Source organism: Shewanella rhizosphaerae, assembly GCF_019457655.1.
Taxonomy (GTDB): domain Bacteria; phylum Pseudomonadota; class Gammaproteobacteria; order Enterobacterales; family Shewanellaceae; genus Shewanella; species Shewanella loihica.
Genome location: NZ_CP080420.1, coordinates 2,921,461 through 2,948,166, shown reverse-complemented (window position 1 = coordinate 2,948,166; position 26,706 = coordinate 2,921,461). Strand labels below are relative to the sequence as shown.

The 26,706-nt window shown below is 53.3% G+C and carries 23 protein-coding genes and 1 other RNA gene; 10 read left to right on the top strand and 14 right to left on the bottom strand.

The features are described 5' to 3' along the window. Positions 1-198: 198 nt before the first annotated feature. Entirely contained in the window at positions 199-2,064 is a 1,866-nt protein-coding gene (locus tag K0I63_RS12970) for a SurA N-terminal domain-containing protein (protein ID WP_220081305.1), read from the top strand. Positions 2,065-2,549: 485 nt separating this feature from the next. Here K0I63_RS12970 and fabV read toward each other — a convergent pair whose 3' ends face one another. The 7 genes from fabV to pspF form a co-directional block, all read right to left on the bottom strand. Beyond that, positions 2,550-3,752, bottom strand: a complete 1,203-nt coding sequence (fabV, locus tag K0I63_RS12965; protein WP_220042850.1) for an enoyl-ACP reductase FabV — start codon at positions 3,750-3,752, stop codon at positions 2,550-2,552. Positions 3,753-3,856: 104 nt separating this feature from the next. Further along, positions 3,857-4,642: a peptide ABC transporter ATP-binding protein gene (locus tag K0I63_RS12960; RefSeq protein WP_011866299.1), complete on the bottom strand. Its 786-nt coding sequence runs from the start codon at positions 4,640-4,642 to the stop codon at positions 3,857-3,859. Continuing rightward, positions 4,617-5,630, bottom strand: a complete 1,014-nt coding sequence (locus tag K0I63_RS12955; protein WP_011866298.1) for a peptide ABC transporter ATP-binding protein — start codon at positions 5,628-5,630, stop codon at positions 4,617-4,619. Before K0I63_RS12955 ends, K0I63_RS12960 begins: the two co-directional genes overlap by 26 nt. Positions 5,631-5,642: 12 nt before the next feature. Next, a complete protein-coding gene (locus tag K0I63_RS12950; RefSeq protein WP_011866297.1) occupies positions 5,643-6,533 on the bottom strand; it encodes an ABC transporter permease subunit in 891 nt (296 codons plus the stop codon). Beyond that, positions 6,520-7,551 carry an ABC transporter permease subunit gene (locus K0I63_RS12945; RefSeq protein ID WP_220081304.1) on the bottom strand — a complete coding sequence of 344 codons (1,032 nt, stop codon included), beginning with the start codon at positions 7,549-7,551 and terminating at the stop codon, positions 6,520-6,522. The genes K0I63_RS12950 and K0I63_RS12945 overlap by 14 nt, the downstream gene beginning before the upstream one ends. Next, entirely contained in the window at positions 7,551-9,194 is a 1,644-nt protein-coding gene (locus K0I63_RS12940) for an ABC transporter substrate-binding protein (protein ID WP_220078659.1), read from the bottom strand. The genes K0I63_RS12945 and K0I63_RS12940 overlap by 1 nt, the downstream gene beginning before the upstream one ends. An 87-nt stretch (positions 9,195-9,281) precedes the next feature. Further along, positions 9,282-10,352 (bottom strand): phage shock protein operon transcriptional activator, encoded by a 1,071-nt coding sequence (gene pspF / locus K0I63_RS12935; protein WP_220081303.1) that lies wholly within the window; start codon positions 10,350-10,352, stop codon positions 9,282-9,284. Positions 10,353-10,529: 177 nt separating this feature from the next. Between pspF and pspA the strand changes: the two genes are divergently transcribed. From pspA to megL, 6 genes are all read left to right on the top strand, one after another. Beyond that, positions 10,530-11,213: a phage shock protein PspA gene (gene pspA, locus K0I63_RS12930; protein ID WP_011866293.1), complete on the top strand. Its 684-nt coding sequence runs from the start codon at positions 10,530-10,532 to the stop codon at positions 11,211-11,213. A gap of 20 nt (positions 11,214-11,233) precedes the next feature. Further along, entirely contained in the window at positions 11,234-11,473 is a 240-nt protein-coding gene (pspB, locus tag K0I63_RS12925; protein ID WP_011866292.1) for an envelope stress response membrane protein PspB, read from the top strand. Next, on the top strand, positions 11,460-11,855 hold the full coding sequence (gene pspC, locus K0I63_RS12920) for an envelope stress response membrane protein PspC (RefSeq protein WP_144200503.1): 396 nt from the start codon (positions 11,460-11,462) through the stop codon (positions 11,853-11,855). The genes pspB and pspC overlap by 14 nt, the downstream gene beginning before the upstream one ends. A 51-nt stretch (positions 11,856-11,906) precedes the next feature. Further along, positions 11,907-13,349, top strand: a complete 1,443-nt coding sequence (locus tag K0I63_RS12915) for a YcjX family GTP-binding protein (protein WP_220083444.1) — start codon at positions 11,907-11,909, stop codon at positions 13,347-13,349. Between the two features lie 70 nt (positions 13,350-13,419). Continuing rightward, positions 13,420-14,514, top strand: a complete 1,095-nt coding sequence (locus K0I63_RS12910) for a TIGR01620 family protein (protein WP_220081302.1) — start codon at positions 13,420-13,422, stop codon at positions 14,512-14,514. A gap of 125 nt (positions 14,515-14,639) precedes the next feature. Beyond that, the gene (gene megL, locus K0I63_RS12905) at positions 14,640-15,815 is read left to right on the top strand and encodes a methionine gamma-lyase (RefSeq protein ID WP_220081301.1); all 1,176 of its coding nucleotides are present in this window, start codon (positions 14,640-14,642) and stop codon (positions 15,813-15,815) included. Positions 15,816-15,920: 105 nt separating this feature from the next. Here the strand turns inward: megL and K0I63_RS12900 are convergent, their stop codons facing one another. After that, complete coding sequence (locus tag K0I63_RS12900; RefSeq protein WP_220081300.1) at positions 15,921-17,312, bottom strand: DASS family sodium-coupled anion symporter; 1,392 nt, start codon at positions 17,310-17,312, stop codon at positions 15,921-15,923. 390 nt (positions 17,313-17,702) lie between these two features. On the opposite strand from K0I63_RS12900, the gene K0I63_RS12895 reads away from it, so the two are divergent. Both K0I63_RS12895 and ffs read left to right on the top strand, forming a co-directional pair. Further along, positions 17,703-18,002, top strand: a complete 300-nt coding sequence (locus K0I63_RS12895; RefSeq protein ID WP_220081299.1) for a ComEA family DNA-binding protein — start codon at positions 17,703-17,705, stop codon at positions 18,000-18,002. A gap of 172 nt (positions 18,003-18,174) precedes the next feature. Beyond that, an RNA gene (ffs, locus tag K0I63_RS12890) (signal recognition particle sRNA small type) lies at positions 18,175-18,272 on the top strand. A 340-nt stretch (positions 18,273-18,612) separates the two neighbouring features. On the opposite strand, the gene K0I63_RS12885 is transcribed toward ffs, so the two are convergent. From K0I63_RS12885 to dinG, 6 genes are read right to left on the bottom strand one after another with little or no spacing between them, the layout of a single operon-like run. After that, positions 18,613-18,891 carry a late competence development ComFB family protein gene (locus K0I63_RS12885; protein WP_144200513.1) on the bottom strand — a complete coding sequence of 93 codons (279 nt, stop codon included), beginning with the start codon at positions 18,889-18,891 and terminating at the stop codon, positions 18,613-18,615. Positions 18,892-18,942: 51 nt separating this feature from the next. Next, the gene (locus K0I63_RS12880; protein ID WP_220081298.1) at positions 18,943-19,845 is read right to left on the bottom strand and encodes a histone deacetylase family protein; all 903 of its coding nucleotides are present in this window, start codon (positions 19,843-19,845) and stop codon (positions 18,943-18,945) included. A 7-nt stretch (positions 19,846-19,852) separates the two neighbouring features. Then, a complete protein-coding gene (locus K0I63_RS12875; RefSeq protein ID WP_220071813.1) occupies positions 19,853-20,542 on the bottom strand; it encodes a DUF2057 domain-containing protein in 690 nt (229 codons plus the stop codon). A gap of 9 nt (positions 20,543-20,551) precedes the next feature. Then, positions 20,552-21,214 carry a primosomal replication protein gene (locus tag K0I63_RS12870; protein WP_220081297.1) on the bottom strand — a complete coding sequence of 221 codons (663 nt, stop codon included), beginning with the start codon at positions 21,212-21,214 and terminating at the stop codon, positions 20,552-20,554. Continuing rightward, a complete protein-coding gene (locus K0I63_RS12865) occupies positions 21,211-21,984 on the bottom strand; it encodes a sulfite exporter TauE/SafE family protein (protein WP_220071811.1) in 774 nt (257 codons plus the stop codon). Before K0I63_RS12865 ends, K0I63_RS12870 begins: the two co-directional genes overlap by 4 nt. Positions 21,985-22,022: 38 nt before the next feature. Continuing rightward, the gene (gene dinG / locus K0I63_RS12860) at positions 22,023-24,095 is read right to left on the bottom strand and encodes an ATP-dependent DNA helicase DinG (protein WP_220081296.1); all 2,073 of its coding nucleotides are present in this window, start codon (positions 24,093-24,095) and stop codon (positions 22,023-22,025) included. Positions 24,096-24,257: 162 nt separating this feature from the next. On the opposite strand from dinG, the gene K0I63_RS12855 reads away from it, so the two are divergent. After that, positions 24,258-26,645 (top strand): DNA polymerase II, encoded by a 2,388-nt coding sequence (locus K0I63_RS12855; RefSeq protein ID WP_220083443.1) that lies wholly within the window; start codon positions 24,258-24,260, stop codon positions 26,643-26,645. Positions 26,646-26,706: the final 61 nt, after the last annotated feature.

Genomic DNA, 26,706 nt, shown 5'->3' with positions numbered 1-26,706 from the left:
AAACCTTACGAGTAGTTTGATAAGCACTGTTTAGACAGTGCTTTTTACGAGTAGGGGTTTTGATAATGTAACCCTCATTATCAAGCCGTTGGCCTAACATTACGCACTGTGTAAACTAGGTCTACAAATTACAAAAATGGCGCATCCTCCAATAGGTGATGCGCCTTTTTATTTTTATTGCAACGAGCGAGAAGTCTGATGTTAGAAAAGATTCGCGAAGGCTCACAGGGCGTGATTGCTAAAGGCATTCTCGTTCTTGTCATTTTGTCCTTTGCATTTACTGGCGTGAGTAGCTATTTGGGTTCATCTTCGGAGCCGAGCGCGGCTACGGTTAATGGTGAAGAGATCAGTAAATCTGCACTGGAGCAAGCCTATCAAAGCGAGCGTGCTCGATTAGAGCAGCAACTGGGTGATATGTACGACACCTTGGCCAGCAACGAAAGCTACCTGGCTAGCGTTAAGCAGAATGTATTAGAGCGCCTGATCGCCGACAAGTTGGTGGATCAAGCCGCTGCCGACTTAGGGCTTACAGTGTCTGATCAACAGATCAAGACGGCTATCATGAATGAGCCCGCCTTCCAAACCGATGGTAAGTTTGACAACGACCGTTACCTAGCCCTGATCCGCCAGCTTGGCTATCAAGCCAACAGCTTCCGCGACATGATGCGTGGTGACATGACTCGTCGTCAGCTAGTGGTGACCGTTGTCGGTTCTGAATTTGTGTTGCCTGGTGAAGCCGAGTATCTGGCCAAGATTCAGGGGCAAACCCGAGACATTCGTTACCATGTGGTCGATGCTGAGCCTATGCTGGCCACTGTAAGCGTAAGTGACGAAGAAGCGAATACCTACTATCAGCAAAATCAGTCGCTGTTTGTGCGTCCTGAAACCATTGCGCTGGATTATATCGAGCTAAGTGCCAATCAATTGGCCTCGGCGATTCAGGTAAGCGATGAAGAAGCTAAGACCTATTACGACGAGAACAAGGCGCAGTACCTGCAGCCTGAGAAGCGTCTGGCCGCCCATATCTTGGTGAGCCTGGGTGATGATGAAGATGCAGCTAAGGCTAAGGCCGAAGCTATCATGACTAAGCTCAAGGCGGGTGAAGATTTTGAGGCGCTGGCTAAGAGTGATTCAGATGACAGCTTCAGCGGTGAGCAGGGCGGTAAGCTGGATTGGTTCGAACAGGGCGTGATGGAAGCTCCTTTCGACCAGGCGCTATTCGCACTGGAAAAAGGTCAGTACTCAGACATAGTGAAGACCAGCTTCGGTTACCACATCATCAAGCTGCTCGATCTACAAGCGGCATCGACCTCGCCATTTGAGGCTGTAAAAGACAAGATCGTTGCCCAGATCCAGCAAGACAAGGCAGTTAACGAGTTTTATACCCTGCAACAGCGCCTGTCTGACGTGAGCTACGAAGTACCCGATACCCTAGCCGAAGCGGCTAAAGAAGTGGGCGTTGCGGTTAAGATCAGCCCTGTATTTACTCGTGACAATGCGCCAGAGCCACTAAACTCTGCCGATGTGCTTAAGGCGGCCTTCTCTAATACGGTTCTGCTCGATGGCATGAACAGTGATGTGATCGAGTTGGGTGATAACCATGTGGTCGTGGTGCGTGTGAACAAGCACGCTGCGGCGGGCACCATGGAGTTTGCCGACGTGAAGGCGACCATTGTCGAGCGTCTCAAGCAGGACAAGGCTAACGAGCTGGCACGCGACAAGGCACAAGAGATGATGGCAGCTATCAAGGGCGGTGAGATCCCGGCCGAGATGATCACGCGCACTCAGCTAAGCCGTGGTGAGCAAGGCATAGATACCTCTATCGTTAGCAAAGCGTTCGAGATGGCCCAGCCAGCCGAGCAGTTTGTGGTTGATACCGCAGCCCTGGCTAACGGTTATGCCGTGGTGATCCTCGATAAGGTGAATCAAGCCGAGAGCGTCGATGAGAGCCTAGTTACGGCCCTTAAGCAGCGTTTGAACTCTCAGTACAGTGAGAACGATTACCGCGCGCTTATCGCCGCGTTGAAGGCTCAGGCGGAAGTGGTTTACACGCCAGCCGAATAATTTATCTTGAGAATAAGATGAGTAGCCAAAAGCCAGTCCTAGTGACTGGCTTTTTTGTCGCTAAGATTCGGCCCGAGGACATGCAACTCGGTTTGCCAGTGAGTACAGAGCGACAATCCGACTAAGGGGGATATCTGCCTAAGTTGCTGCATAGAAGCCATTTCTGCCGTTTCATTAGGGGAAGGTGTGTGTCGATAACTGCCTTCTATCGAGTGTATGGCTGTGGCTTCTAGCTAGTAGCGGTTAGCATCTGCTTTTGCTGTTATCACTCTGGATTGTCTTCTATGGGGGATTGGTAGGGAGATTGTCTTTAGCCTACTCATGACGCCGCTTAGAAGAGATGAGTTGAATGCAACTTTTATTGGGGCTTATGGCAGGTTTCACCAATCGCGGCCTGATAGCGCCTCTGAGGCGCTTCAGGGAAAATAGCCTGAAAACAAAAAGCCACGGCTATGGCCGTGGCTTTTTATCGATGAGCGAGCGGTTTAGAACTGCTCGACGTCGAAGTTCACCTCTGGGTTCACATCGGCATCATAGTCTACAGACTCGATACCGAAACCGAATAGCTTGAGGAACTCTTCCTTGTACTCACGGTAGTCGGTGAGTTCGCTGAGGTTCTCTGTGGTGATGGTCGGCCATAGGTCGCGGCAGTGCTGCTGGATCTCGTCACGAAGTTCCCAGTCATCCAGACGCAGGCGGTTGGCATCATCGACTGCCGGTGCTGCACCATCGGCGCGGTAGAGGCGCTCGTGGAACATACGGTTGATCTGCTCCTGACAGCCCTCGTGCAGACCCTCTTCGCGCATCTTCTTAAATACCATGGCGATGTAGAGTGGCATTACAGGGATGGCCGAGCTGGCCTGAGTAACCACACTCTTGAGCACGGCGACGTTGGCGCTGCCACCTGTGGCCGATAGCTTGTCGTTGAGTGCGTGCGCGGCGCGGTCAAGGTCCATCTTGGCCTTGCCCAGGGCACCGTGCCAGTAGATAGGCCAGGTCAGCTCTGTGCCTATGTAGCTGTAGGCAACTGTCTTACAATCTGGAGTCAGTACGCCAGCCTCGGCCAGGGCATTGATCCACAGTTCCCAATCCTGACCGCCCATGACGGTAACAGTATCTTCAATCTCTTGCTCTGTGGCCGGCTCTACGCTGGTTTCGATGATCAGATCTTTGTTGGTATCAACCGCGGTAGACTTGTATGTCTCGCCAATCGGCTTCAGTGAAGAGCGAATCAGCTCGCCGCTGTCAGGCAGTTTTCTTACCGGAGAGGCCAGTGAGTAGACGACCATGTCTACCTGACCCAGATCTTGCTTGATCAGCTCGATAGCTTTCTGCTTGGCTTCATGGCTGAAGGCATCGCAGTTCAGGCTCTTAGAATAGAGACCGTCTTGCTTTGCAAATTTGTCGAAGGCCGCTGAGTTATACCAGCCAGCCGTACCAGGCTTAGTCTCGGTACCTGGTTTTTCAAAAAAGACGCCGAGGGTTGCCGCGCCGCTGCCAAAGGCTGCCGCAATGCGCGAAGATAGACCATAGCCACTTGAAGAGCCGATCACTAATACTTTCTTAGGGCCGTTGGCGACAGGGCCTTTTGCCTTAGTGATGTTGATTTGCTCTAGTACATTTGCTTCACAGCCAACCGGATGAGTGGTGGTACAAATAAAGCCACGTGTTTTGGGTTTGATTATCATGTTTCTGCTTCTCTTGAAAAAGTGCCATAAGGATAATTAAACCACGCTGAAATGGCACACCTTTTTTAATAATAAGACGTTAATGTTCCAGTGGTTGGAGCAGTTTAACGCTTGTAGGAAAACATGGTCTGTTCCTGAATAAGCCGCTGGGTGTATTCATGCTCGGGGGCGTTAAACAGCTTCTCTGTGGTGGCTTTTTCCACCATCTTGCCCTGGTGCAATACCATGATCTTATCGCTGAAATGACGAATGATGTTCATGTTATGGGACACGAAGATATAGGAGAGTCCCATCTCCTGCTGCAGCTTGAGCAGCAGGTTAAGAATTTGCGAGCGAACCGAGAGATCCAGCGCCGTCAATGCCTCGTCGGCGATGATGATTTTTGGGTTTAACATCAAGGCCCTGGCTACCGCTACCCGCTGTTTCATCCCCTCTGAGATCATGTGAGGGTAAAAGTCGGCGTGCTCTGGCAGCAGGCCGACCTTGCGCAGGGTATCCACTACCTGCGCGAAGCGTGCCTGCTTGTCCAGATCCGTATTGAACCTTAAGGGTTCATCCAGTAACTCACCCACAGTCAAGCGCGGGTTGAGCGAGGTGTTGGGGTCTTGGAAAATCATCCGAATGAGCCTGCAACGCTGCTTCAGGTTGCGGCTTTCCAGCGCTTCGCCCTCAAATAAGATCTCGCCATCGGTGCGCTGCTCGGCGCCTACCAAGATACGCGCCAGGGTGCTCTTGCCCGAGCCTGTCTCGCCCACTATCGCCAGCGTCTCGCCGCGATTAAGCTCGAAGGAGATAGGCTCGAGGGCATGATTATACTGGCGCTTAAACCCCTTATAGCCGGCGAAAAAGGTTTTACTGAGTCGATTAACTTTTAGTAAGGGGCTCTTCATGGCATGGCTCATTGTGATAAGGGAAATGACAGGCAAAATAGCGATCTTTCTGGTGACACAGGCTTGGCTGGTTGACGCAGAGCTTCTGTGCCTGGGGGCAACGGGGGCCGAGTCGGCAACCTATGGGCAGATGTTGTAGCGCAGGCGCCGAGCCTGGCAGGGTCTGCATCATGGTCTTGTGGTGCTCGGGATTGGAGTAATCGGGAATATTATCCAACAGCGCCTTGGTGTAAGGGTGATAGGGATTGGCGATAACATCGCTAGTCACTCCCGATTCCATCACCTGACCGCTGTACATCACGGTTAGGCGGTCGCACCACTGAGAAAGTGTCTCTAACTCGTGGCTAATCAATAGGATAGACACGTTTTGTAGCTGGTTGAGTTTACTCAGCAGACGGAAGATCTGTGCCTGGGTGCGTACCTCCATCGAGTTGGTGGGCTCGTCGGCAATCAGCAGCCTGGGCTGGTTGGCTACCGCGATGGCGATCATCACCTTTTGGCACTCACCGTCGGAGAGCTCCCAGGCGTAGCTGGACATGATCTTCTGGGTCTCTTTGATACCCACCTTATGCAGCCACTGCTGGGCCTTCTTGCGCTTGTCGCTGCCGCGCTTCCACCAAGGCAGTTCCTTGTTTTCCGGCATCGCCTCGATGATCTGGGTGCCGACGGCAATGGCCGGATCTAAGCTGCTGATGGGGTCTTGAAAGATCATCGCCATCTCGCTGCCCATGAGCACGCGGCGTTCGCTGGGGGACATGTCCATCAGGTTCTGTCCATCCCACATCATGCGATCCGCCTGTATGGTCCAGTTGTGACCCGGGATGCCAAGAATAGCCTTGGCCAGCAGGGTGCGGCCGGAGCCCGACTCGCCCACCAGGCCGTGGACCTCGCCCGGGTTAAGGGTGAGGCTCACGCGCTCCAGGGCCTTGACGCGGCCGTGGGGGGTGTCGAGTTCTATGGTGAGGTTTCTAATGTCCAGTAAAGGCATAGCTGCGTCTCGTTAGGAGCGAATCGGCGAGAGGGCAGAGCGCAGTCCGTCTCCCACCAGGTTAATGGCTAGCACGCTACAGAGGATGGCGACGCCGGGTATGGTAACCGTCCAGGGGGCGGTGAGCAGGTTATCTAAGCCTTGTGACACCATGGCGCCCCATTCTGGGCTAGGGGCCTGGGCCCCCAGGTTGAGGAAGCCCAGCGCGGCGATATCCAGGATGGCGGCTGAGATCCCTAAGGTGGTCTGAATGATCATGGTATCCATGATGTTGGGCAGGATCACATACCAGAAGATCTGCAAACTATTGGCACCGTCGAGTCTGGCGGCGGTGACATACTCTTTCTGTAACTCTTCGTGCACCGCTTGGTGAATGGCGCGGACAAACTGCGGCGTGAGCGCGATACCCACGGCCCAGAAGACGTTACCAAGCCCTGGTCCTGTGACAGCCACCACCAGAATCGCCATCAACAGCGAAGGGATCGACAGCAGCGCATCAAGCAGGTGGCTCAAGATACTCGACTTAAGACCCTTCATCATGCCCGAGATGGAGCCTATGATGAAGCCCAGCAGCAGGGCGGTGATAACGATTGCCAGCGCCATGCCGAAGGTGAGGTGAGCCCCATGAAGCAGGCGGCTGAAGATGTCTCGGCCCAGATCGTCTGTGCCGAGGAAGTGCTCCACAGTGCCTGTGGGCTCCCAGGAGGGCGCTAGCAGCAGCGCCAAGGGGTCTTGATGCTCAGGGCTATAGGGTGCGATAAGCGGGCCAAACAGGGCCAGAAGCAGCAGACAGCAGACGGCCCAGAGCCCGGCGAAGGCGAACGGGTTATCGGTAAAGGCGGACCAGATCCGGCTCAGGGGCGAGGGGATGTGATCTTCCTGATAGATTTTAATTTGCGGCATAGAGCTCTTTCCTGCTGAGGGGGTTCATTGCCGTATGGATCACCTCGATAAGGATACTTAAGAAGATGATGATTAAGGCGACGGCGAGGATCCCGCCCTGTATCACAGTATAATCCCGTTGATAGATCCCAGAGACCAGCCAGGCGCCCACGCCTGGCCAACTAAAGATCACCTCCACCACCATAGCATAGCTGGCAAAGGCGCCCAGCATAAGGCCGAGGTTTTTCAGCACGGGAATAAAGGCGTTTGGCAATGCGTGGCGCAGCACTATGATGCTGGTATGAAGGCCGCGGGCCTCGGCGGCTTTGATATAGGTCTGATCCATGATGGATATCATCGCCGCGCGGGTGATACGCACCACCACGGTAAAAGGCAGTACCGCCAGGGTCACCGCAGGCAAGATGATGTGCAGCAGGGCGTCGATAAAGGCCGAGGTGGCGTATTGGGAGTCCGACAGCAGGGTATCGATCAGTAGAAAGCCGGTAACCGGGCGTATGTCATACAGCAGATTAATCTGCCCCGAGATCGGCAGCCAGCCCAGCTGCACCCCAAACCAGAGCGACAACGACAGGCCGAGCCAGAATACGGGAATGGAGTAGCCGGTCAGAGTGATCGCCATGATGGTGTGCTGAGTGATCTTATGTTTGCTCAAGGAGGCCAGCACTCCCAGCGGCAGGCCCAATACCAGGGCAATCAGTCCGGCGACAATCCCCAGTTCGAAACTGGCGGGTAGCACGGCGGTGAGCTCGTCGATCACCGGGTTCTGTGAGGTGGCCGATATGCCCAGATTGCCCGACAGGCGCTGCTGTAGGTAGGCGAGAAACTGGTGTGCCTGCGAGCTATCGAGTTGATAATCTTGCGCTATTTGCGTCAGCTCCTGGGCAGTAGGCGATTGCAGGCCCGTTAATGCAAAGGTGTGGGCGACGGGAAACTTACCGGTGGCGATAAACATCACCAGGAAAAGCACCAGTGAGGTCGCCAGGAAAAGATTTAACCTACGGATCAGGTATCTGGCCATCAGTTACTCTCCTTGTTGTCGCTGGCAAGGCGAGGCTGGGCAGACGTCTTGGTGAAGGAGATGCCGCCAAAGGGGGTCAGCTTAGCTTCGGTCACCGATTTCTGTTTTACCACCATACGGGTAGCGTGGGCGAAGGGCAGCATAGGTACCTGCTCGGCCACATACTGCTCGGCCTCTTGATAGAGACGCGCCCGCTTCTCTCTGTCTGTGGTTGACTTGGCCGCGTTGAGGATATGGTCGAAGGCGGGGTCGCACCAGCGCGAACGGTTGCTGTTTGAGCCCACCGAGGCGCAGCTTAAAATGGGGGTAAAGAAGTTGTCGGGGTCGCTGTTGTCGGCGTTCCAGCCGATGAGCACCGAGTCGTAACCATGCTGACTCAGCTTCTGATTGAAGACGCTCCAGTCGTAGTTGACGATATTGACCTTGACGCCAATGTTGGCCAGATCGGCCTGGATAAGCTCGGCGGTCTTATGGGCGTTGGGGTTGTAGATGCGGGCGACCGGCATGGCCCAGATATCTATAGTGAGGTTTTTCACTCCAGCCTCGTCGAGTAGCTCGCGGGCTTTCTCTGGGTTGTAGTCGATCATCTTCTCGTTGGCCGAGTAGGCCCAGGAGAGTGGCGGCAGCAGACCCACCGCCTCTTCGGCCGTCTTCTGATACACGGCCCTGAGGATGTTCTCTTTGTCTATGGCGTGGGCCAGTGCGCGGCGCACCCTGACATCGTTAAAGGGGATCCGCTCGGTATTAAAGGCCCAGAAGGCGACGTTAAATCCGGGGAGCGACTCCACCTCGAGATCCTCTTTCTCGATCACCACCGGCAGTTCACCGGCCTTAGGCAGGGCCGAGACGTTGCAGTCGCCGGTGATAAGCTTAGCCAGGCGGGTAGTGCTCTTTGGCGTAATATCAAACACCAGCTGGTCGACCTCGGGGGTCAGGCGCCAATAGTAGGGGTTGCGGTAGTAACGAATAAAGTCGTTCTTGACGTAATCGATCAGCCTGAAGGGCCCTGTCCCTATGGCCAGTTTATCCAGCAACTCTTCCTGGCCCGTGCGCTGCAGTTGGTCGGCATACTCTTTAGAGAGGATCACCGCAAAGCCTGTCGCCAGGTTAGAGAGGAAAGAGGCATCTTTGTGCTTGAGATGAAAGGCGACATGGTAGTCATCTATCTTCTCTATGTCGTCGATAAGCTCGGCAAAGCCGATACTCTGGAAGAAGGGATAACCGCTTTTAGAGACAAAGTGATAGGGATTGTCGGTATCTATAATGCGGTTGAAAGAGAAGAGCACATCGTCGGCATTAAAGTTGCGACTCGGGGTAAAGATGTCGGAGCGATGAAATTGCACGCCCTGGCGTAGCTCGAAGGTGTAGACCTTCTCATCATCGCTCAGGTGCCAGGAGGTGGCGAGAGATGGGGTCATCTCACCAGTTCTGGCATCGTAATCCACCAGACCGTCGTATAGCTGCTGTGAGGTCGCATCGACTGTGGTCCCAGAGGTGACCAATTGGGGGTTGAAGGACTCAGGGTTGCCTTCAGAGCAATAGACCAATCCCGAGGGCACTCGCGTCGGTCCACAGGCCGACAGCAGTGGCACGATACAACAAAACGCCGAACCTAACGTGAGACGTTTGAGCAGCTCTTTCATCAGCAGATGTAATAGTTATTTGAATGAAGGGGTTTATTTTAACAGTGGTCTGGAGTTAGGGGCAAACATCATCTGCCCCTGGCGCGCTTATTTATCCAGTAAGTTGTACTTTTTTAAGATGCCTCTCAGCTGATGGTAGCTAAGCCCGAGCAGCTCCGCCGTCTTCTTCTGGTTGTATTGCCCCGATTCCAGCGCCTTCTTAAGCAGCATGATCTCCTGCTGCTCGCAGTGCTCTTTAAAGTCCAGCGGGAAGCTGATATCTAAGCCCTTAGCCTCGCTCCTTGATTCGGTAGCGGGCGTCGCAGGGCTCTCCTGTTCAGCGATCGGCTCACTCTGCACCTGGCGGGACTTGGTCTTGACGCGGTTGGTCGGCCTATAAGGGGAAGCAAAGGGATCTATGATAATGCTGTCGATCGGTTCTTCCAGATCCGTATTACGGTAGACGGCGCGCTCGACCACGTTCTTCAACTCACGGATATTGCCTGGCCAGTGATAATCCAGTAATTGGTCGATGGCATTGCGACTAAAGCCGTCAAATTGTGGCTGTTTCAGCTGGCGAGCCATGCCGATGGCGAAATATTCGGCCAGGGGCATAATATCTTCCGGGCGATGACGCAGCGGTGGCAGGGTGATCACATCAAATGCGAGGCGGTCGAGCAGGTCGGCCCTAAATTCGCCGGCTTCGGCCAGTGAGGGCAGATCTTCGTTGGCGGCGCACACCAGGCGCACATCTGTCTGTACCGTCTTGCTGCCCCCCACACGTTCAAACTCGCCATATTCGATGACGCGCAGCAGCTTCTCTTGGATCAACCCAGAGGTGTTGGCGAGCTCGTCTAAAAACAGAGTGCCACCATCGGCACGCTCGAACCGTCCTTCATGCTTCTTGTTGGCGCCGGTGAAGGCACCGGCATCGTGGCCAAAGAGCTCGCTCTCTAATAGATTTTCACTGAGGGATGAACAATTTAGCTTAATAAAGCTTTGATCCCAGCGCTTGGAGAGATAATGTAGGCGCTCGGCGATCAACTCTTTACCGGTTCCGCGCTCGCCAATAATTAAGACTGGCTTAGATAAGGGTGCAATTTTTGAAACGTGCTCAAGGACTTCCAGTAGAGCGTTCGACTGACCTATGAGGTTGTCTTGTTGAAATTGATTGGCCACTTTATTTTTTAGTCTTTCACGCTAATTATTGGTGAAAATTATAATATGTGCCCTGTGAATTAAAATAAAGAAAAAGTTATAAATATGTTTAACCGATTGTTTTTAATCGGTATAGTTAAGTTGGCACACTTAATGTATTAATCTAGGCGAAACCAACATAAATTTGAGGACAGTATTATGGGAATTTTCTCTCGCTTTGCAGATATTATTAACTCGAATATCAGCGCATTACTCGATAAAGCAGAAGATCCAGAAAAAATGGTTCGCCTGATCATCCAAGAGATGGAAGATACGTTAGTAGAAGTTCGTTCTACCTCAGCCAAGGTACTGGCAGAGAAGAAAGAGATCATTCGCCGTATCGCTAAGGTGCAGGAGCAGGTTCAGGATTGGCAGGACAAGGCGGAACTGGCACTGTCGAAAGACCGTGAAGATCTGGCCAAGGCCGCTCTGCTTGAAAAGCAAAAGGCCAGTGAGCTGGCAAGCACCCTAGAGCAGGAGCTAGTGGTTGTCGAAGAACAGATCGCACGCCTGAAAGAGGAAGTGAACCTGCTGCAAGAGAAATTGGCCGACGCCAAGGCACGTCAGAAGACTATCATTATGCGTAAGCAGACTGCGTCTTCTCGCCTTGAGGTGAAGCGTCAGTTGGATTCTAGCAAGATTGACAATGCCATGAGCCGATTCGAGCAGTATGAGCGTCGTGTCGAAGGTCTTGAATCTCAGGTGGAAGCCTATGATCTGGGTAACCAGAAGACACTGAACGATGAATTCGCCGCGCTGGAAGCTGAAGATGCCGTTAGTGCAGAGCTAGAAGCCCTGAAGGCTAAGGTAAAAGCAGCGAAAGCCAAGAAACAGACTAAATAACAACAATTCTGAGGTGAGTTATGGATTTGGATTTATTAATAGCCCCAATTATTATCTTTATGGTAGTGGTGGCGCCCATCTGGCTGATACTGCACTATCGTAGCAAACGCCAAGTGAGCCAGGGACTCACTGAAGAAGAGTATGCTCAGCTGAATGAGCTAATCGGCAAAGCTGATAAAATGGCCCAACGCATAGAGACATTGGAAGCGATTTTAGATAGCGAGGCCCCGCAGTGGAGGAATCGAGATGAGCGAATCTAAGGGACGACCCTTATATCGAATCCCCGAGTCAGGCAAGATAGCTGGAGTATGCGCAGGGATAGCGGACTACTTCAACTTTGAAACCTGGTTGGTCAGAGTGGTCGCCGCATCGATATTTTTGCTTGGGGGATCTGGGGTTATTCTTATCATCTACGTACTACTCTGGATGATCTTGGATATCAAACCCGGCAGCGCAAAGAACAAGCAACAACACAAGGAGATCGAGGTGAAGAAGAAGGTATGGCAGGCAGGAGAGCCGGCTAAGGCTGCCTTAAGAGACGTCAACAACCAGTTCCGCGATTTAGAACTCAGGTTGCAGCATCTTGAAAGGCACGTCACCTCAGATAGCTTCGATCTTAAACAACAGATCAACAATCTTTAAATCCTTTCAATGGGCGGTGTATACCGCCCTTAGCCGTATTAAAATCAAATGATGAATTCATTTAACCGCTCACTTCGTCAACTCGGCCATCACTCCAAGTCACTGGTTAAACGCACCACGGACAATCATGTTCGTCTGGCGGTGACAGGCTTATCGGGCGCAGGTAAGACCGCCTTCATTACCGGATTGGTCAATCAACTGCTGCATGCCGGTGTCGGTCAGCGCCACAATGCGTTGTCGCTGCTGCAGGTCTCCCGTGAGGGGCGCTTACACGGGGTGAAACGCGCCCTACAGCCGGATCTGACTATAGCGAGTTTCGATTATGAGGGCGCCATGAGCGCCTTGTGCGGCGAGACGCCTGCCTGGCCACAATCGACCCGTACCATCAGCGAGCTGCGCCTGGCCATTCGCTATCAGCCTTCGGCAGGCTTTAGGGCGAAATTTACCGACAGCGCGACGCTTTATTTGGACATAGTGGATTACCCCGGCGAGTGGCTGCTGGATCTGCCTATGCTCAAGCTGAGTTTCAAGGCCTGGTGCCAGGTGCAGGCGCGCCGTGATGCCGTGTTGTCTCAGAGCGCCCATTATCAGGCGTTCGTAGCGGCTTGTCGGGAGCTGGACCTCAAGCAAAGTGCCGACGAGTTAAAGTTAAAGCAGATCGCCAGCCTCTATCAGGCCTTGTTGGTAGATTTAGTGGAACAGCAAGGCTTCTACCATGCGCAGCCCGGGCGCATGTTGCTGCCGGGTGAGCTTGCAGATACCCCCATCCTGGCGTTTTTTCCGTTGCTGCATCTCAGTGAGACCGAGCTGGACGCCGCAGAACAGAGTCCAAAGCACTCCTACTATCAGGTATTGAAGCAGCGTTATCACAGCTATGTTAGCCAGGTGGTAAAGCCCTTCTATCGTGACTATTTTGCCAAGTTCGACCGCCAGCTGGTGTTGGTCGACTGTCTGACGCCGCTCAATCGCGGTAAGGCGCAGTTTGATGATATGACGGGAGCGCTCGATGCCATCATGGAGAGTTTCCATTTCGGGCAATCGAATCTGTTGAGACGCTTATTTGCCCCGCGGATAGACAAGCTGCTGTTTGCCGCCAGCAAGGTGGATCACATCACTCGGGATCAGCAGGGCAATGTGCTGTCGCTCTTGTCTCACCTGGTGAAACGCAGCCAGCAACATGCCCAGTTTGAAGGCTGTGAAGTCGAGGTGATGGCGATCAGTGCCATCAAGGCGACTCAGCACGGCATGGTGCAGAGCCAGGGGAAATCGGTCGAGGTGGTGAAGGGGATAGAGCTCGCCTCAAACCAAGAGGTGACCATGTTCCCGGGCGAAGTCCCCACTCACTTACCCGGTGGCGATTTCTGGCGAAGGCAAGGGTTCGAGTTTGTCGATTTCGCCCCGCCGCGACTGGCCGAGTCTGGCCATCAGGCGCAGTTTGAGCATATTCGCCTGGATCACCTGTTGCAATTTTTGCTCGGCGACAAGCTGAGTTAAATCGGGCACTTGGGTGTAGAGAGCTAGCAGTTAGAAAGCATGCATTTCAAAGAGGGCACCGAAAAGCGTTATGAGTAAAGCCGATATGCAGATAGAAAAGAAGCAAGTGTTCGAGCCAGAGCAGGCGTTAAGCGTCACCGAGCTCAAAGCGGCAGAGCGCTTCGATGACCAGGTGGTGTTTGAGGATGCCGAGAGAGGTGAACTCGACGAAGCGGCGCTCCAGGCACTGGTGCCTGAGCTTGACGGCATCGTTAGTCGGTCGCCATCTGGCGCGCGTCGGCGCTCATGGTCATGGCTTGCCAAGGCGTCCTTACTCGGGATTGGCTGTATCTTGCTGGTGGAGCTCGGGCTGACCCTAAAGGATGCGTGGGCGCAGAGCCCTTGGCTGTTTGGTCTCTATGGTAGCGTGACCGCCATCGTGAGTCTGTGGGCTATCACCCTAGGCGTGAAGGAGTGGCGCCAACTGCGCAGGCTAAGGGCGGTAGAAGAGGCCCAGGCGGTGAGTGAGCGCTTATCTCAGAGCGTGCAGAGGGGCGAGGCGGACAAGTTTATCGACAGACTCATCTCGAATCTGCCAGAAGATATTGACACCAATCGCTATTATCGCCTGGTGCACGAGGAGCATAACGACGCCGAACGCCTGATGCTGTTCGAGAGCAGCGTGCTGCCGCAGGTCGATGCCAAAGCGAAGAAACTGGTGCATCGCTATGCCAGCGAATCGGCACTCTTGCTGGCGGCCAGTCCTATCGCCGTGCTCGATATGGCGATCATCCTCTGGCGCAATCAGAAGATGATAGCTGAGCTGGCGCGCTGCTACGGCATTGAGCTGGGTTACTGGAGCCGCATCAAGCTTATCCGGTCGGTGATCACTAACATCATCTATGCCGGCACCAGCGAGATTGTCACCGATATCGGGACTCAGCTGTTTTCGCTGGAGATGTCAGGCAAGATCTCCGCGAGGCTGGCACAGGGGCTGGGTGGCGGCCTGCTCACGGCGCGCCTGGGCTATCAGACCATGCGGCTGTGTCGCCCCGTGGTGTTTACCCCTGACTCCCGACCTAAGCTGAGTAAGATACACACGGCCCTGCTGGGCGAGTTGAAAGACTTCTCTATTAGCGTCTTAGGTAAAACGCCTGTTCGTAACAAAGATTTTACATCCAAATAGGAGATAATTTCGCTAAGCAGGTTTACTCCGCATCCCGAAACTGGGCAAGTTAATGCATCGCTGCCACGCTAAACCAATAAATATAAGCCAACAATAATAGGCAGCGAGTATGACGGAGAAAGTCTATGCAAGATAAATGGAAACTTGCCACTCAGGTGATCCATGCTGGGCATGAGGCCAATCAGCATGGCGCCTTGGTATCCCCCTTGGTGCAAAGCGCCACTTTTACCTTTGAGACAGTCGAGCAGGGCGGTGATTGCTTTGCCGGCGAACAACAAGGCTATATCTACACTCGCCTTGGCAATCCCACCACGGCAGAGCTAGAACGTAAGATGGCGGTGCTGGAAGGCAGCGAAGCTGCTGCGGCGACCGCATCCGGCATGGCGGCGGTGTCTGCGGCCCTGCTGACCAATCTAAGTCAAGGCGATCACCTTGTCGCTTCCAAGGCTGTCTATGGCTGTACCTTTGCCCTGATGACGGAGCAGTTTAAGCGCTTCGGCATAGAGGTGACCCTGGTGGATTTCTGCGAGGTGGCCAACATAGCTCAGGCCATTCGCCCCAACACTAAGGCGTTGTTTTGCGAGACGCCTGTTAACCCACATCTGGATGTCTATGATCTTGAGGCTATCGCGGCGCTGGCCAAGAAGCATCAGCTGGTGAGCATAGTCGATAATACCTTCATGACGCCGCTGTTGCAGCGCCCGTTGAGCATGGGGATCGATATGGTGATCCACAGCGCGACCAAGTATCTCAACGGTCATGGTGACGTGATCGCGGGCATCGTCTGCGGGACTGAGGAGATGATCACTAAGGTGAAACTCGAAGTGCTTAAGGATATCGGCGGGGTGATCTCGCCCCACGATGCCTGGTTGATATTAAGAGGACTCAAGACCTTAGATGTGAGACTGGCGCGCCACTGCGATAACGCCGAGCGGGTCGCCGACTATCTCGAGCAACATCCTAAGGTGGCCAGAGTCTATTATCCTGGCCTCAAGGGGCATTCTGGGCATGCTTTGCTGGGCAAGCAGATGCGCCGTGCCGGCGGCGTGGTGGCCTTCGAACTTAAAGGCAGTTTCGACACTACCAAGGCGTTCGCTAATAGGCTCAAGCTGTTTAAAATCGCGGTCAGCCTGGGGGACGCTGAGTCTTTGATCCAGCATCCCGCCTCGATGACACATTCGCCCTATTCGCCAGAGGCGAGAATGGATGCCGGCATAGGCGATACCCTACTGAGGATCTCTCTGGGCCTTGAAGATAGTGAGGATATTATTGCCGATCTGGCCCAAGCCTTCGAGGCTTAGATCGACAGCTAATTTGACGACTAATTTGGAAAATAACGTCTTGATTGTTATGTAAGCCGTTAAATCGGACGAATAAAAAAGCCTGCAGTTGCAGGCTTTTGTGTTTTAGATGGTCCAGAACAGATGGGCGATCACATAGAGCGCCAACATACTGATGAAGTTGATGATCATCCCGGCGCGCATCATCTCAGATTGCTTGATAAAGCCAGAGCCGTAAACGATGGCGTTTGGCGGTGTGGCCACTGGCAACATGAAGGCGCAGGACGCGGCGATACCTATAAGCACAGAGAGCATCACAGGTGACAAGCCTAGCGCCTCGGCGATGGCGGCAAACACAGGCACCAGGAGGGCGGCGCTGGCGGTGTTACTGGCAAATTCGGTAAGCATCACCACGAAGAAGATCACCGCAAAGGTAAACAGGGCCATATGGGTGTTGCCGAAGATGTCGGTGACCCAGTGGGCAAGGAAGACGCTAGTGCCCGTGGTTTTGAGGATGGCGCTGAGCGTGAGGCCGCCACCGAAGAGGATCAACACGCCCCAGTCTGTGGTTTTCTCAATCTTCTTCCAGTCGACCAGGCCAAGCCCGGCTAGCATGACGACTGAACCCAGTGCCACTATGGTATCGAACTGTTTAATTCCCCCCAGTGCGGTGGAGATAGGCTTGCTGAAGATCCAGCAGCACACAGTGGTAAGGAAGATAAGCAAGGTGAGCTTGCCCTGCAGGGCGAGTTGTTCATTGCTCTTGGGGATCTCACACACCACATTTAGATTGGGCTTTAGGTAGATATAGAGCGCAATCAACATGCTAGGCAGCATAAGGGCCACGGTAAGCAGACCAAACTCTAGCCAGTCGGCAAAACTCAGGCCGACCTGGGCGGCGGCGATGGCGTTCGGCGGGCTGCCCACCAGGGTGCCTATGCCGCCAATATTAGCCGAATAGGCGATGCCCAGCAGCATGAAGAGATAGGTGCTTCTGTGCTCCTTGAAATCCAGTTGCCTGAGGATCCCAAGGGCCAGAGGCAGCATCATGGCCGCCGTGGCCGTGTTGCTGATCCACATGGAGAGTAGCGCCGTGATCCCAAACAGCAGCATGCAGGCGATGCTGAGTTTGCCCTTTGAGGCGGTCAATACCTTTTGGGCGATGCGTCTATCAATGCCCTGATGGTTAAGGGCCGCGGCCAGCACGAAGCCACCGAAGAAGAGATAGATTATGGGGTTGGCGAAATTGCTCATGGCTGCCTTGGTTTCAAAAACCCCCAGCAAGACGCCCATGATAGGGATCAGTATTGCGGTGACACTGATGTGAATCGCTTCGGTCAGCCAGAGTACGGCGGCGAAGACGAGAATAGCGATGCCGGTATTCACCCCTGGCTCGAAAGGCAGGAAGTTATAGAGCAAGGCGAACAGCACTATATCGCCAAACAGAATCGGCAAGTTGGTTTGGGCTGCCTGCTTTGGCGGCGCGGCGAGCGCCTCTTGTGTGGTGTCGAGGGACATAGGGGTTCCTTAATTATTATTTTGGCGCTCTACACTAGCCTAGCGGTTGCGGGGCGCAACTAAATTTTTTCTGTGGCAAAACTACATTTCACACCTTTTCGTGTGTGATTTAGATCGCTCTATTGGTGTGGTTTGCAGCGCAAGTCACGCAGTGGTGATGTCTGACGATCAATTTTTTTTACGGCGGCTGGGTAACGGGGCGCTAATTAATAACAGACTGAAATAAATTAATATAATTTATTTTGTGATCCATCTCTCGCCGCGGTTGTGGCTCCGTGTTCGTTGGTCACGAATTGGCGAAATTTTTGAAGCTGTTCTATGTTTTCGAGGTGGCCGAGGAAAATGGATTGTTGGCCATGAACAGCATAAGGATATTTAAGGAGAGCCCCAATGAAGAACCTACTTTTAGCTGCGTTCGTCGTAGCGTCATTTTCCCTCTTTCCCGCTCTGGCTGCCGAACAGGTTTCGATACCTGCCGACACGGCCCAGGCGAGCCTAAGCCAGGTTAATATCAATACCGCAAGCGCCCAGGAGCTGACTCAGCTCAAGGGGATTGGTGAAGCTAAGGCGTCGGCCATAGTCGAGTACCGAGATGCTTACGGTAAATTCAACAGCATTGAAGAATTAACCCAGGTAAAGGGTATCGGCCCTAAGGTGATCGAACAGAACAAGGCGATACTGGCCCTGTAGTCATCCTAGATGTCGATGGAATTTGGCCCGCACTCGCGGGCTTTTGTTTATAGAATGGGCAGTTGGGCCTATTCTGGCGATTACTCTTGGTTATTGACTTGATTGCCGGGCTGCCATAGTAGATAATGCACGCCGTCTTAAGAATTTAATTGCTTGAGAATCTATGGTGACCCTAGGGTCCCCCCGCAATGATAACTTGTGAACTCGGCCAGGCCCGGAAGGGAGCAACCGCAGCAGGCGACTCATGTGCCGGGGTGTTGGCTCTAGGGGAACCTCCAATCCTAACTATTATCAACGAGTTAACTCAGAAATACCTCAGGTGATACACTTGGTGGTACACTCGATGATAAATAGTCTATCTAAAAATTCTCCTTATCTGTTTCAATCTCGTCCATACATCAGTCATTTGGTTTGCGTGAGTGTCGTGCTCTAGGCACAGCTACTTTGGGCTTAGCTACCAATGGTTTAGCAAGGTATTCTGCCCATTTATTCTGGCTATTTCTTCTGGGGAAGTGTGATAGCAGAAAGTAGCTCACCACCAGAGAAAGTTTCCGGCGGTTGGTTTTGCTTATGACGGCAACCCACTAGGATTGTCTGGCTTTCCCCTGGGCTACTCTGCCTGAATCTGCTCTTCCGGTAGTTTTGACTTTAAGAAGGCGCGCGATTTTTCCAGTGCGGTCTGGATCTCTTCCTTCATCTGTTTGAGTTCGTTGTAGTCTTCGAAGAAGTAGGTATCCACCAGATGACGTATATAGCGCACCGGCAGTTGGTTCAGGGTCACGCAGCAGAGATCGGCAAGATAGTCTTCGGGTAGCTCGTCAAATAATCCTTCATCAGACAGTAACTCCATCAACAGTACTTCGTAATAATTGCGAATTTCCAGTTGCATAGGTCTCTCCCTCAGGCTCCATTATGGTTTAACTAAGCATAATCTAGTTTGCTACCATATGGCGTGAGCGGCAATAAAAACTTGCGCGTGGCGCTCGGCGAGCACCTCTATCTCCTTGCTGTAACCCCCGCCGACGACGCAGGCGATGGGAATGCCGGCTGCCTTGGCGTTTTCCAGCACCAGCCTGTCCCTTTGGTAGATCCCCTCGGTGGTGATATTGAGGTGGCCTAGCCTGTCGTCCTGATGCACATCGACCCCGGCGTCATAGATAATCAGGTCTGGTCGATAGAGGCGAATAGCGAGCGCCAAGGTTTGAGCGACAGCCTCGAGATATTCCTCATCACCGACACCGCGGCTCAACTCCATATCGATATCTGAGGTCTGTTTGCGGGCGGGGAAGTTTTCCTGGCAGTGAATGGAGCAGGTGTAGAGGTTGTCATAGGCCTGGCCCATGGCGGCAGTACCGTCGCCCTGATGTACGTCGCAGTCGAAGATGAGTACAGTCTCTATGCCCTCCAGACTCTGGGCGTGCAGGGCGGCGGAGATCAGGTCGTTAAATACGCAGTAGCCGCTGCCAAACTGATAGTGGGCGTGGTGATAACCGCCGCTCAGTTGCAGGGCAACGCCGTCTTTGACCGCCAGCTCACAGGCAAGATGGGTGCCGCCGACGGAGTAGAGTGTCCGCTGAGTTAAACGTTCGCTCAAGGGAAATCCCAGTCGACGCACCGCCTTATCGGGCAGACGCTGCTCGATAAACTGCATGACATAGTCGGGATAATGGATCGATTTCAGCCACTCAAGGCCAACTGCCTCGGGTGAGTGAAATGCAGCCGGGTCGACTATCTGTCTATCCAGCAGGTATTGGTAGAGCGCCTGGTATTTAGTTATGGGAAATCTGTGGTGGTGGGGTAACGCCAGCTGTGAATAGCTGGCGTGATAGACGAGTGGAACCATCTAAAAGTTACAGCTGTTTGATAGCCCAGCTCATAAACTCTTTACGTGTCTTGTCGTCGGCATGTAGCCACCAGTATTGCAACATCTGCTGAGCATGATCGGCATCGCTAGCCGTTGGATTGGCCGGTAGCGTAGCGGGTAGGGTGACGGCTTCGACAGTACCAGTTGGTTGTACTGGCGCAGTTGCATGGGCGGCGACGGCTGTACCTGTCGCGGCCGCGGCAGCGGTTTCGATATCCTGACCCGAGTTGCCGTTAAACAGCTTGCTGACGAAGCTGTCTTCAGTGAGCTCGGTGTGAGTCACCTTGTAGTTGACCGCGCCACCATCGATACGGCTGATCACTACCGCTGGTGATTTGGCGAATGACTTGGGCTTCTTGATGATCTCGCCTTCGGCAGGCTGCAGGCGGTAGTCATAGTCGCCGTCAACTGCAAGGGTTACGATGAAGGGAGATGATTTTACAAAGCTTTCGCTGTCGCTGAAGTCGTCTTGCACCATGTCGTGGTAACGGATAGCGATTTTGTGCGTGCCTTGGCTTAGCTCAAGATCAGATTTGTGATTAAACAGGCTGCCTTCTACCTTCTTGCCGTCTAGGGCAAGGTATTCGAATGCCATGGGGATGGAGAGGTTGGCAGCCATTGCCGATGAGGCACCAAGCAGAGCGATTAAAGCGGTGATTGGCTTGATTGATTTCATTGTTGCTCCTTAACGATTCTGATGCTTGTATGGGCGTTCGAACGCCTGAATACGATCTTCTATATAGCTGATAGCTTGTCGGCACTTGCCTAAGCGGCGATGGACCAAAAGTATTTCATTTTGCAGTGCAATTTTGTCAGCACTATGACAGTTTTCAAGCTTAGATTGCAAATGCGCAATTTTTTGTTCAAAGGTGTGAACCCAGTTCATATGTTTGTTCAATTCTTCATAGAGCTGGTGGCTGTTATTCATCACGCCGGCCGCGATCCAACTAAATCCGCTCTGGGCATGACTCTTCTGCCGCCGCTTGCGCGCATGGGCGATGCGTGATGCCTTCTGCTGCTCGGCCGACTTTACCCCAAGCGCCGTGGTATTCAACGCGCGTCTCAGGGCGGTAAACCTGTCCTGAATACCTTCGCAGGCCAGGGTGATGGTGGTCGCCGAAATATTGCCCTGGAGCAGCTTTTCGAGCTGAGCAATCTTCTTACTGAGCTGATCTATGCAGGGGCCAAGCTGAGCACCCGCCTGATTAAACAGATTGTCGTTAAATCGCTCTGTATCTTGCAGCAGCTTACGCTCGCCCTTAGGCAATTGGCTGTCGTGTTGCAGCACCTCTTGCTCTAACTGTTTCAGTTGGACTCGCAGGCGGTGGATAAGTTCATTTGTCTTCATGCCCAGGCTCCCCAGGCCAGATTAATGGCGATGAGTATCACTATGCTAATAAACAGGGGGCGAATAAAAGGCACGCCAAACTTGATGGCGGTGCGGGCGCCGATGAATGAGCCAAGCATCATACACAGCCCCATCGACAGTCCAACCATCAAGTTCACCTGGCCTAATGCAAGAAACACACTCAGTGAGGTGAGGTTGCTGATCAGCGTCATGGCTCTGGCAAGGCCGCAGCTATTGAGCACTGGCAGCTTATATTGAGACACGCTGCTGATGGTCCAGAAGGCGCCGGTCGCTGGGCCGGCAAATCCGTCGTAGAAGCCAAGCGGTAGCCCTTGGCGCCACTGCTTGAACTTCGAGGGCGGCTTTACCGGCGGCTCATAGGTGGGGCAGCCCATGGCATTGGGTTTTAGTAGCGTATAAAGTGCCACGGCGATGATAAATAGCGGTAGCCACTTCTCGAGCCATTGATTGTCGATGAGGTAGACCACAAAGGTGCCTATGACAGCGCCGATAAAGGTAGCAATGGAGGCGTGATACCAAAATCTGGGGGTGAAAAACTGCTTGCGATAGTAGGTGAAGGCCGCCATGGAGGAGCCGAAGCTGGCCGCCAACTTGTTAGTGCCCAGCGCCGTATGGGGTGGAATGCCTATGGTGAGCAGGGCCGGGATCGACAGCAGGCCACCGCCACCGGCGACGGCATCAATAAAACCTGCGATAAAGCCGGTCGCAGCCAGAATCGCCCAGCTACCTGGGTCGAGTAATAGATCCAATGGTTATCCTATTCGGTTGCTTTCTATTAGATTGCTTTCTATTCAATGACTTGACGAAAGGGAGGCAGGGCATCCAGTAGGGATTTGCCGTAGCGTTTGGTCACTAAACGGCGATCCAATATGGTGATTCTGCCATAATCCTCTTCTTTACGCAGTAATCTACCACAACTTTGGATCAGTTTACGCGAAGCATCTGGGATCGTCAGCTGCAAGAAGGGATTTCCTCCCTTTGCCTTAATGTATTCCGCGTGTGCCTGTTCCACCGGCGAGGTGGGCACGGCAAAGGGTAGTTTTGTGATGATCAGGTTCGTCAGGTAGTCGCCGGGAAGGTCGAGACCCTCAGAAAAACTGCCGGTACCGAAGATGATGCTGACCTCGCCGTTATCGCAGCGCTGCTTATGATCTTGCAGCAGCTGCTGACGGGAGGCTTCCCCTTGTATAAGCAGCGGCGACTTAATCTTGCTTCTGACCAGATCGGCCACCTTCTCCATCTGCCAGTAGGAGGCAAACAGCACTAGGGTCGCCATCTCACCGTCGATTAGGGTGAGGATCTGTTCCGCCAGCTCGTCGGTATAGCGATCGTCCGTGGGTTCGGTGCGCATCTTGGGCAGATACAGGGTGGCGTTCTGCTGGAAATCAAACGGACTGTCCATGGCCAGATAGCGACTGCCATCGTTGATGGAGAGTCCTACCTGATGGGTAAAGTGGTTGAAGTTATTCAGTGCCCTCAGTGTCGCGCTACAGAGTACCACGCCGGCGGCCTTCTCCCACAGCAGGGTTTCGAGCATATATCCCACCTCGATCGGCGAGACGTTAAACAGATAGTCGCTCTGTTTGCCCACCAGATGCTCGACCCAGCGGGCCATGGGCGCGCCTTTGGCGCTGTCTTCCTTGGCCATCATCTTCCACAGCTTCTGCAGATTCTCCAGGCGCTGTAACATGAAGCCCGTTTCACTCAGTAGCTGCTCAGATTGATGCTTAGGTAGCTCGCCATCCTTAATCGCCTCGTTGAGCAGCACCAGCATCTTGTTGAATTGCTTGAGCGCGCTGCTCGATGCCGTGGCCAGGTTTTCCGCCAGCATGGTCAAGGCCGCCGGCAGCTTGCCGTGTTCGAAGCGGATGCGCCGCTCCGGGTTATCAAATTTGGCCGCCTGGCCGTCGCAATATTGGGCGACGCTGGTGAGTAGGCTGGTGAGATCGTTGATGTGATCTAGCATGGCCTGGGCTGGGGCTATGATGTTGTTGCTCTTGAGCTGGTTCTGCAGCTTGGCGCTGGTCTTACCGACCTTTTCAAGCCAGTCGATGGCGCCCCTGAGGGTTGCCTGGGCGCTGGAGAAGTCTCTGGCCACTATCGGCAGGTGATGGGCCTCGTCAATCACATAATAGAGCTCTTCCGGATCTGGCAGAATCACCCCGCCGCCCAGTTCGAGATCGGCAAACAACAGGCTATGGTTGGCAATTAGCACATCCCAGGTGTCCACGTCTTCACGGGCCTTATGAAAGGGGCAGTGTCTGTGGCTGGCGAGCTGTCTGTGGCAGCTGTGTTTATCGCAGGCGATCTGCTGCCACAGGTGATCGGGCAGCTGCTGAGACAGTGTGTCTCGCTCGCCGTTCCAGCGTCCTTCGTGAAAGTGTTTCAGCAGGCCTTGTAAGAGCTCTACCTGGCTATGGTCGGGCTTTGTCTGCCACATGGCCATCTGAGTGCCGTCATCGCCGCCGATCAGCATCTCAAGCTTAGAGAGACAGACATAGCGCTGACGTCCCTTTACTAGGCCGAAGGTGAAATTAAGCCCTGATTGCTTGGAGAAGAAGGGTAAGTCCTTGTTGAGCAGCTGCTCCTGCAGGGCAACCGTGGCGGTGGCGATACAGACCTTCTTCTTACTCGCTAACGCCAATGGAATCGAACCTAAGATATAAGCCAGTGACTTGCCTATGCCTGTGCCTGCCTCGACCACTATGATGCGTCTATGCTTGTCATATTCACCGGCGAGTGTCTTGGAGATCTCGGCGACGATATAATTTTGTTCCCGACGCGATCTAAAGTTAGGCAGGGCGGCGGCAATCTCTTTGTAAATCGTTCGGATCTGGGTTTTAACGTCGGCAGATAACATGAAGGCTTAGTGCTGGCAAATAATGCTGTACATAATAACAGTGATTACATAGCCTAAGAAGAGTTGAAGCAAGGAATTCACGACTTATTTGTAGTCGTGTTACCTAATGTATTGAAATTAATTGGATAATAGCCAGGCTTGCATGATTTAAACATCCCGCTGGTGAGCGTAAAAGGGCGGATCTTAACCCGTCACCACCAAGGCAGCGAATTACATTATTATCTTAGTACGGCCGAAGGGCCGACTCGGGTCATTGTGCCCAATGGCGAGCGCATCTGTTTTTGTCGCACTCAGGATGAATTGAGCCTTCTCTGCGGCAACCAGGAGAGTGGGGTGCGTAGCGAAGCGCTTAACTTGACCACCTTCCAAGATGAGCCGGTCAGCGCACTCTATTTCGCCAATAATCAAAGCTTTCGTCATCTAAGCCGTATCGCCACCGATAAGGGGATCTCCCTTTATGAGTCTGAGCTCAGGGCCGAACAGCGTTATCTTATCGAGCGTTACATCGCCTTGGACGTAGAGTTTATCGGTCGCTGGCAAAACCAAGCACAAGACACGCCCACGCTCATCGCCGAGCGCGCCAGACGCAGTGAGCTAGATGTTAATCGAGAAGTTAAGCTGGCTGTGGTCTCGCTGGATTTCGAATGTGCCATGGATGGAGAGCTTTTTAGTGTCGGGCTGTACGGCCAATCGGCCAGCGGCGAGCCCTATCAACAGGTGATCATGGTGGGGGAGGCGTGTGACTCGCCGCCTGAGTATCTCGAGCTTGTGCCCAATGAGGCTGCGCTGATTAAGGCTTTGCTCGACTGGTTTAAGCTGCATGATCCCGACATCATCATAGGCTGGGCGGTTGTGACCTTCGATCTGGCGCTCTTGTATCGCAGGGCCAAGGCGCTCAATATCCCCCTTACGCTTGGCAGGCTAGGCACTCAGCTTTCTTGGCGTGTCGACAACAAATATCGCCCCGAGACCTTAATCTTGCCTGGGCGTGTGGTGCTCGATGGCATCGACTGGCTCAAGGCGGCCTTCTATCAGTTTGACAGTTTTAGTCTTGAGTCTGTCGCCAGAGAGTTACTCGGCGAGGGGAAGGCGATTCATAACGTCAGTCACCGCGCCGAGGAGATAGCGACTCTGTTTCGTGAGGATAAGGCGGCGCTGGCTCATTATAATATTACCGACTGTCGCCTGGTGTGGGAGATCTTTGCCAAAACCGATCTGCTGGCCTTTGTGATGGAGCGCTCGCGTCTAACCGGCTTGGAGCTTGGCCGGGTCGGCGCCTCGGTGGCGGCGTTTAATAATCTTTATCTGCCCCATCTGCACCGCGCCGGCTATGTGGCCCCCAGTGCGCCGGTCAGCGATGGCATAGAGAGTCCCGGCGGTTATGTGATGGATTCGAAACCCGGTCTCTATCAACATATATTGGTGCTCGATTTTAAGAGCCTTTATCCCTCGATTATCAGAACCTTCTTAATCGATCCCAAGGGGCTGGTGGAAGGATTAAAAGAAGTGGCGAATGCTGGGGCAAGGGGACTAAGAGAAGGCAATGATACCGTGCCTGGCTTTTTGGGCGCCCAGTTTAGCCGTAACTCGCCCATTCTGCCTGAGCTTATCGCCAGCCTGTCAGCCAAGCGCGAAGAAGCCAAGCGCGAAGCCAATGCCCCCCTGTCGCAGGCGATAAAGATCATCATGAACTCTCTCTACGGCGTGCTGGGGTCTCGCGGCTGCGTATTCCACGATGCTCGCCTGGCAAGCTCAATTACCCTTAGGGGTCATGAGATCATGAAGCAGACCAAGCAATGGATTGAGGCGCTAGGCTTGACCGTTATCTATGGTGATACGGACTCTACCTTCGTGCATATCTCCTCGCCCGAGCGCGTCGGTGATATCGATTCCTTTGCCAGGGAGTTAGTCGCATCGATCAACGAGAAATGGCGACTCAAGCTCAAGCAGGAGTTTCAGTTAGATTGTTACCTCGAGCTTGAATATGAGCGACATTTCGAGCAGTTCTTCATGCCGACACTGCGTGGCTCTACCGAAGGCTCCAAGAAGCGTTATGTGGGCGCCTATCGTCAGGAGGACCAAAGCCTCAAGCTGGTGTTCAAGGGGATGGAGCAGGTGAGGAGTGACTGGAGCCCCTTGGCGCGGGAGGTGCAGGCCGAGCTCTATTATCGACTGTTTGCCAAGCAGGATGTGCTCGGCTATTTAAAACAAATTGTGGATGCGCTGCAGCAGGGAGAGCTGGACGACAAGCTGATTTTTTCTAAACGCCTCAGGCGCAACATCGAAGACTATACCGCCAAGTCATCACCCCACGTGAAGGCGGCGACTCTCTGGTGTCAGCGAAGTGGGGATGACAGTCATGGCAAGCGGGGCGAAAAAATAAGCTATCTGATGACACAAAACGGCGCAGAACCTGTACAGCATCTACTCGGAAAGATCGATTATCAGTATTATCTGGATAAACAGATCGCCCCCATTTCTGATCCCATACTTTCAATTTTAAACACTAGTTTCAATAATCTTGTGGCCAAGCAAATGTCGTTAATTTAGTTGTTTTCTGGTTGTTGAGATAGTGATGAGTTGTTAACGTTTGGTGTAAAGTCTGAGTTTT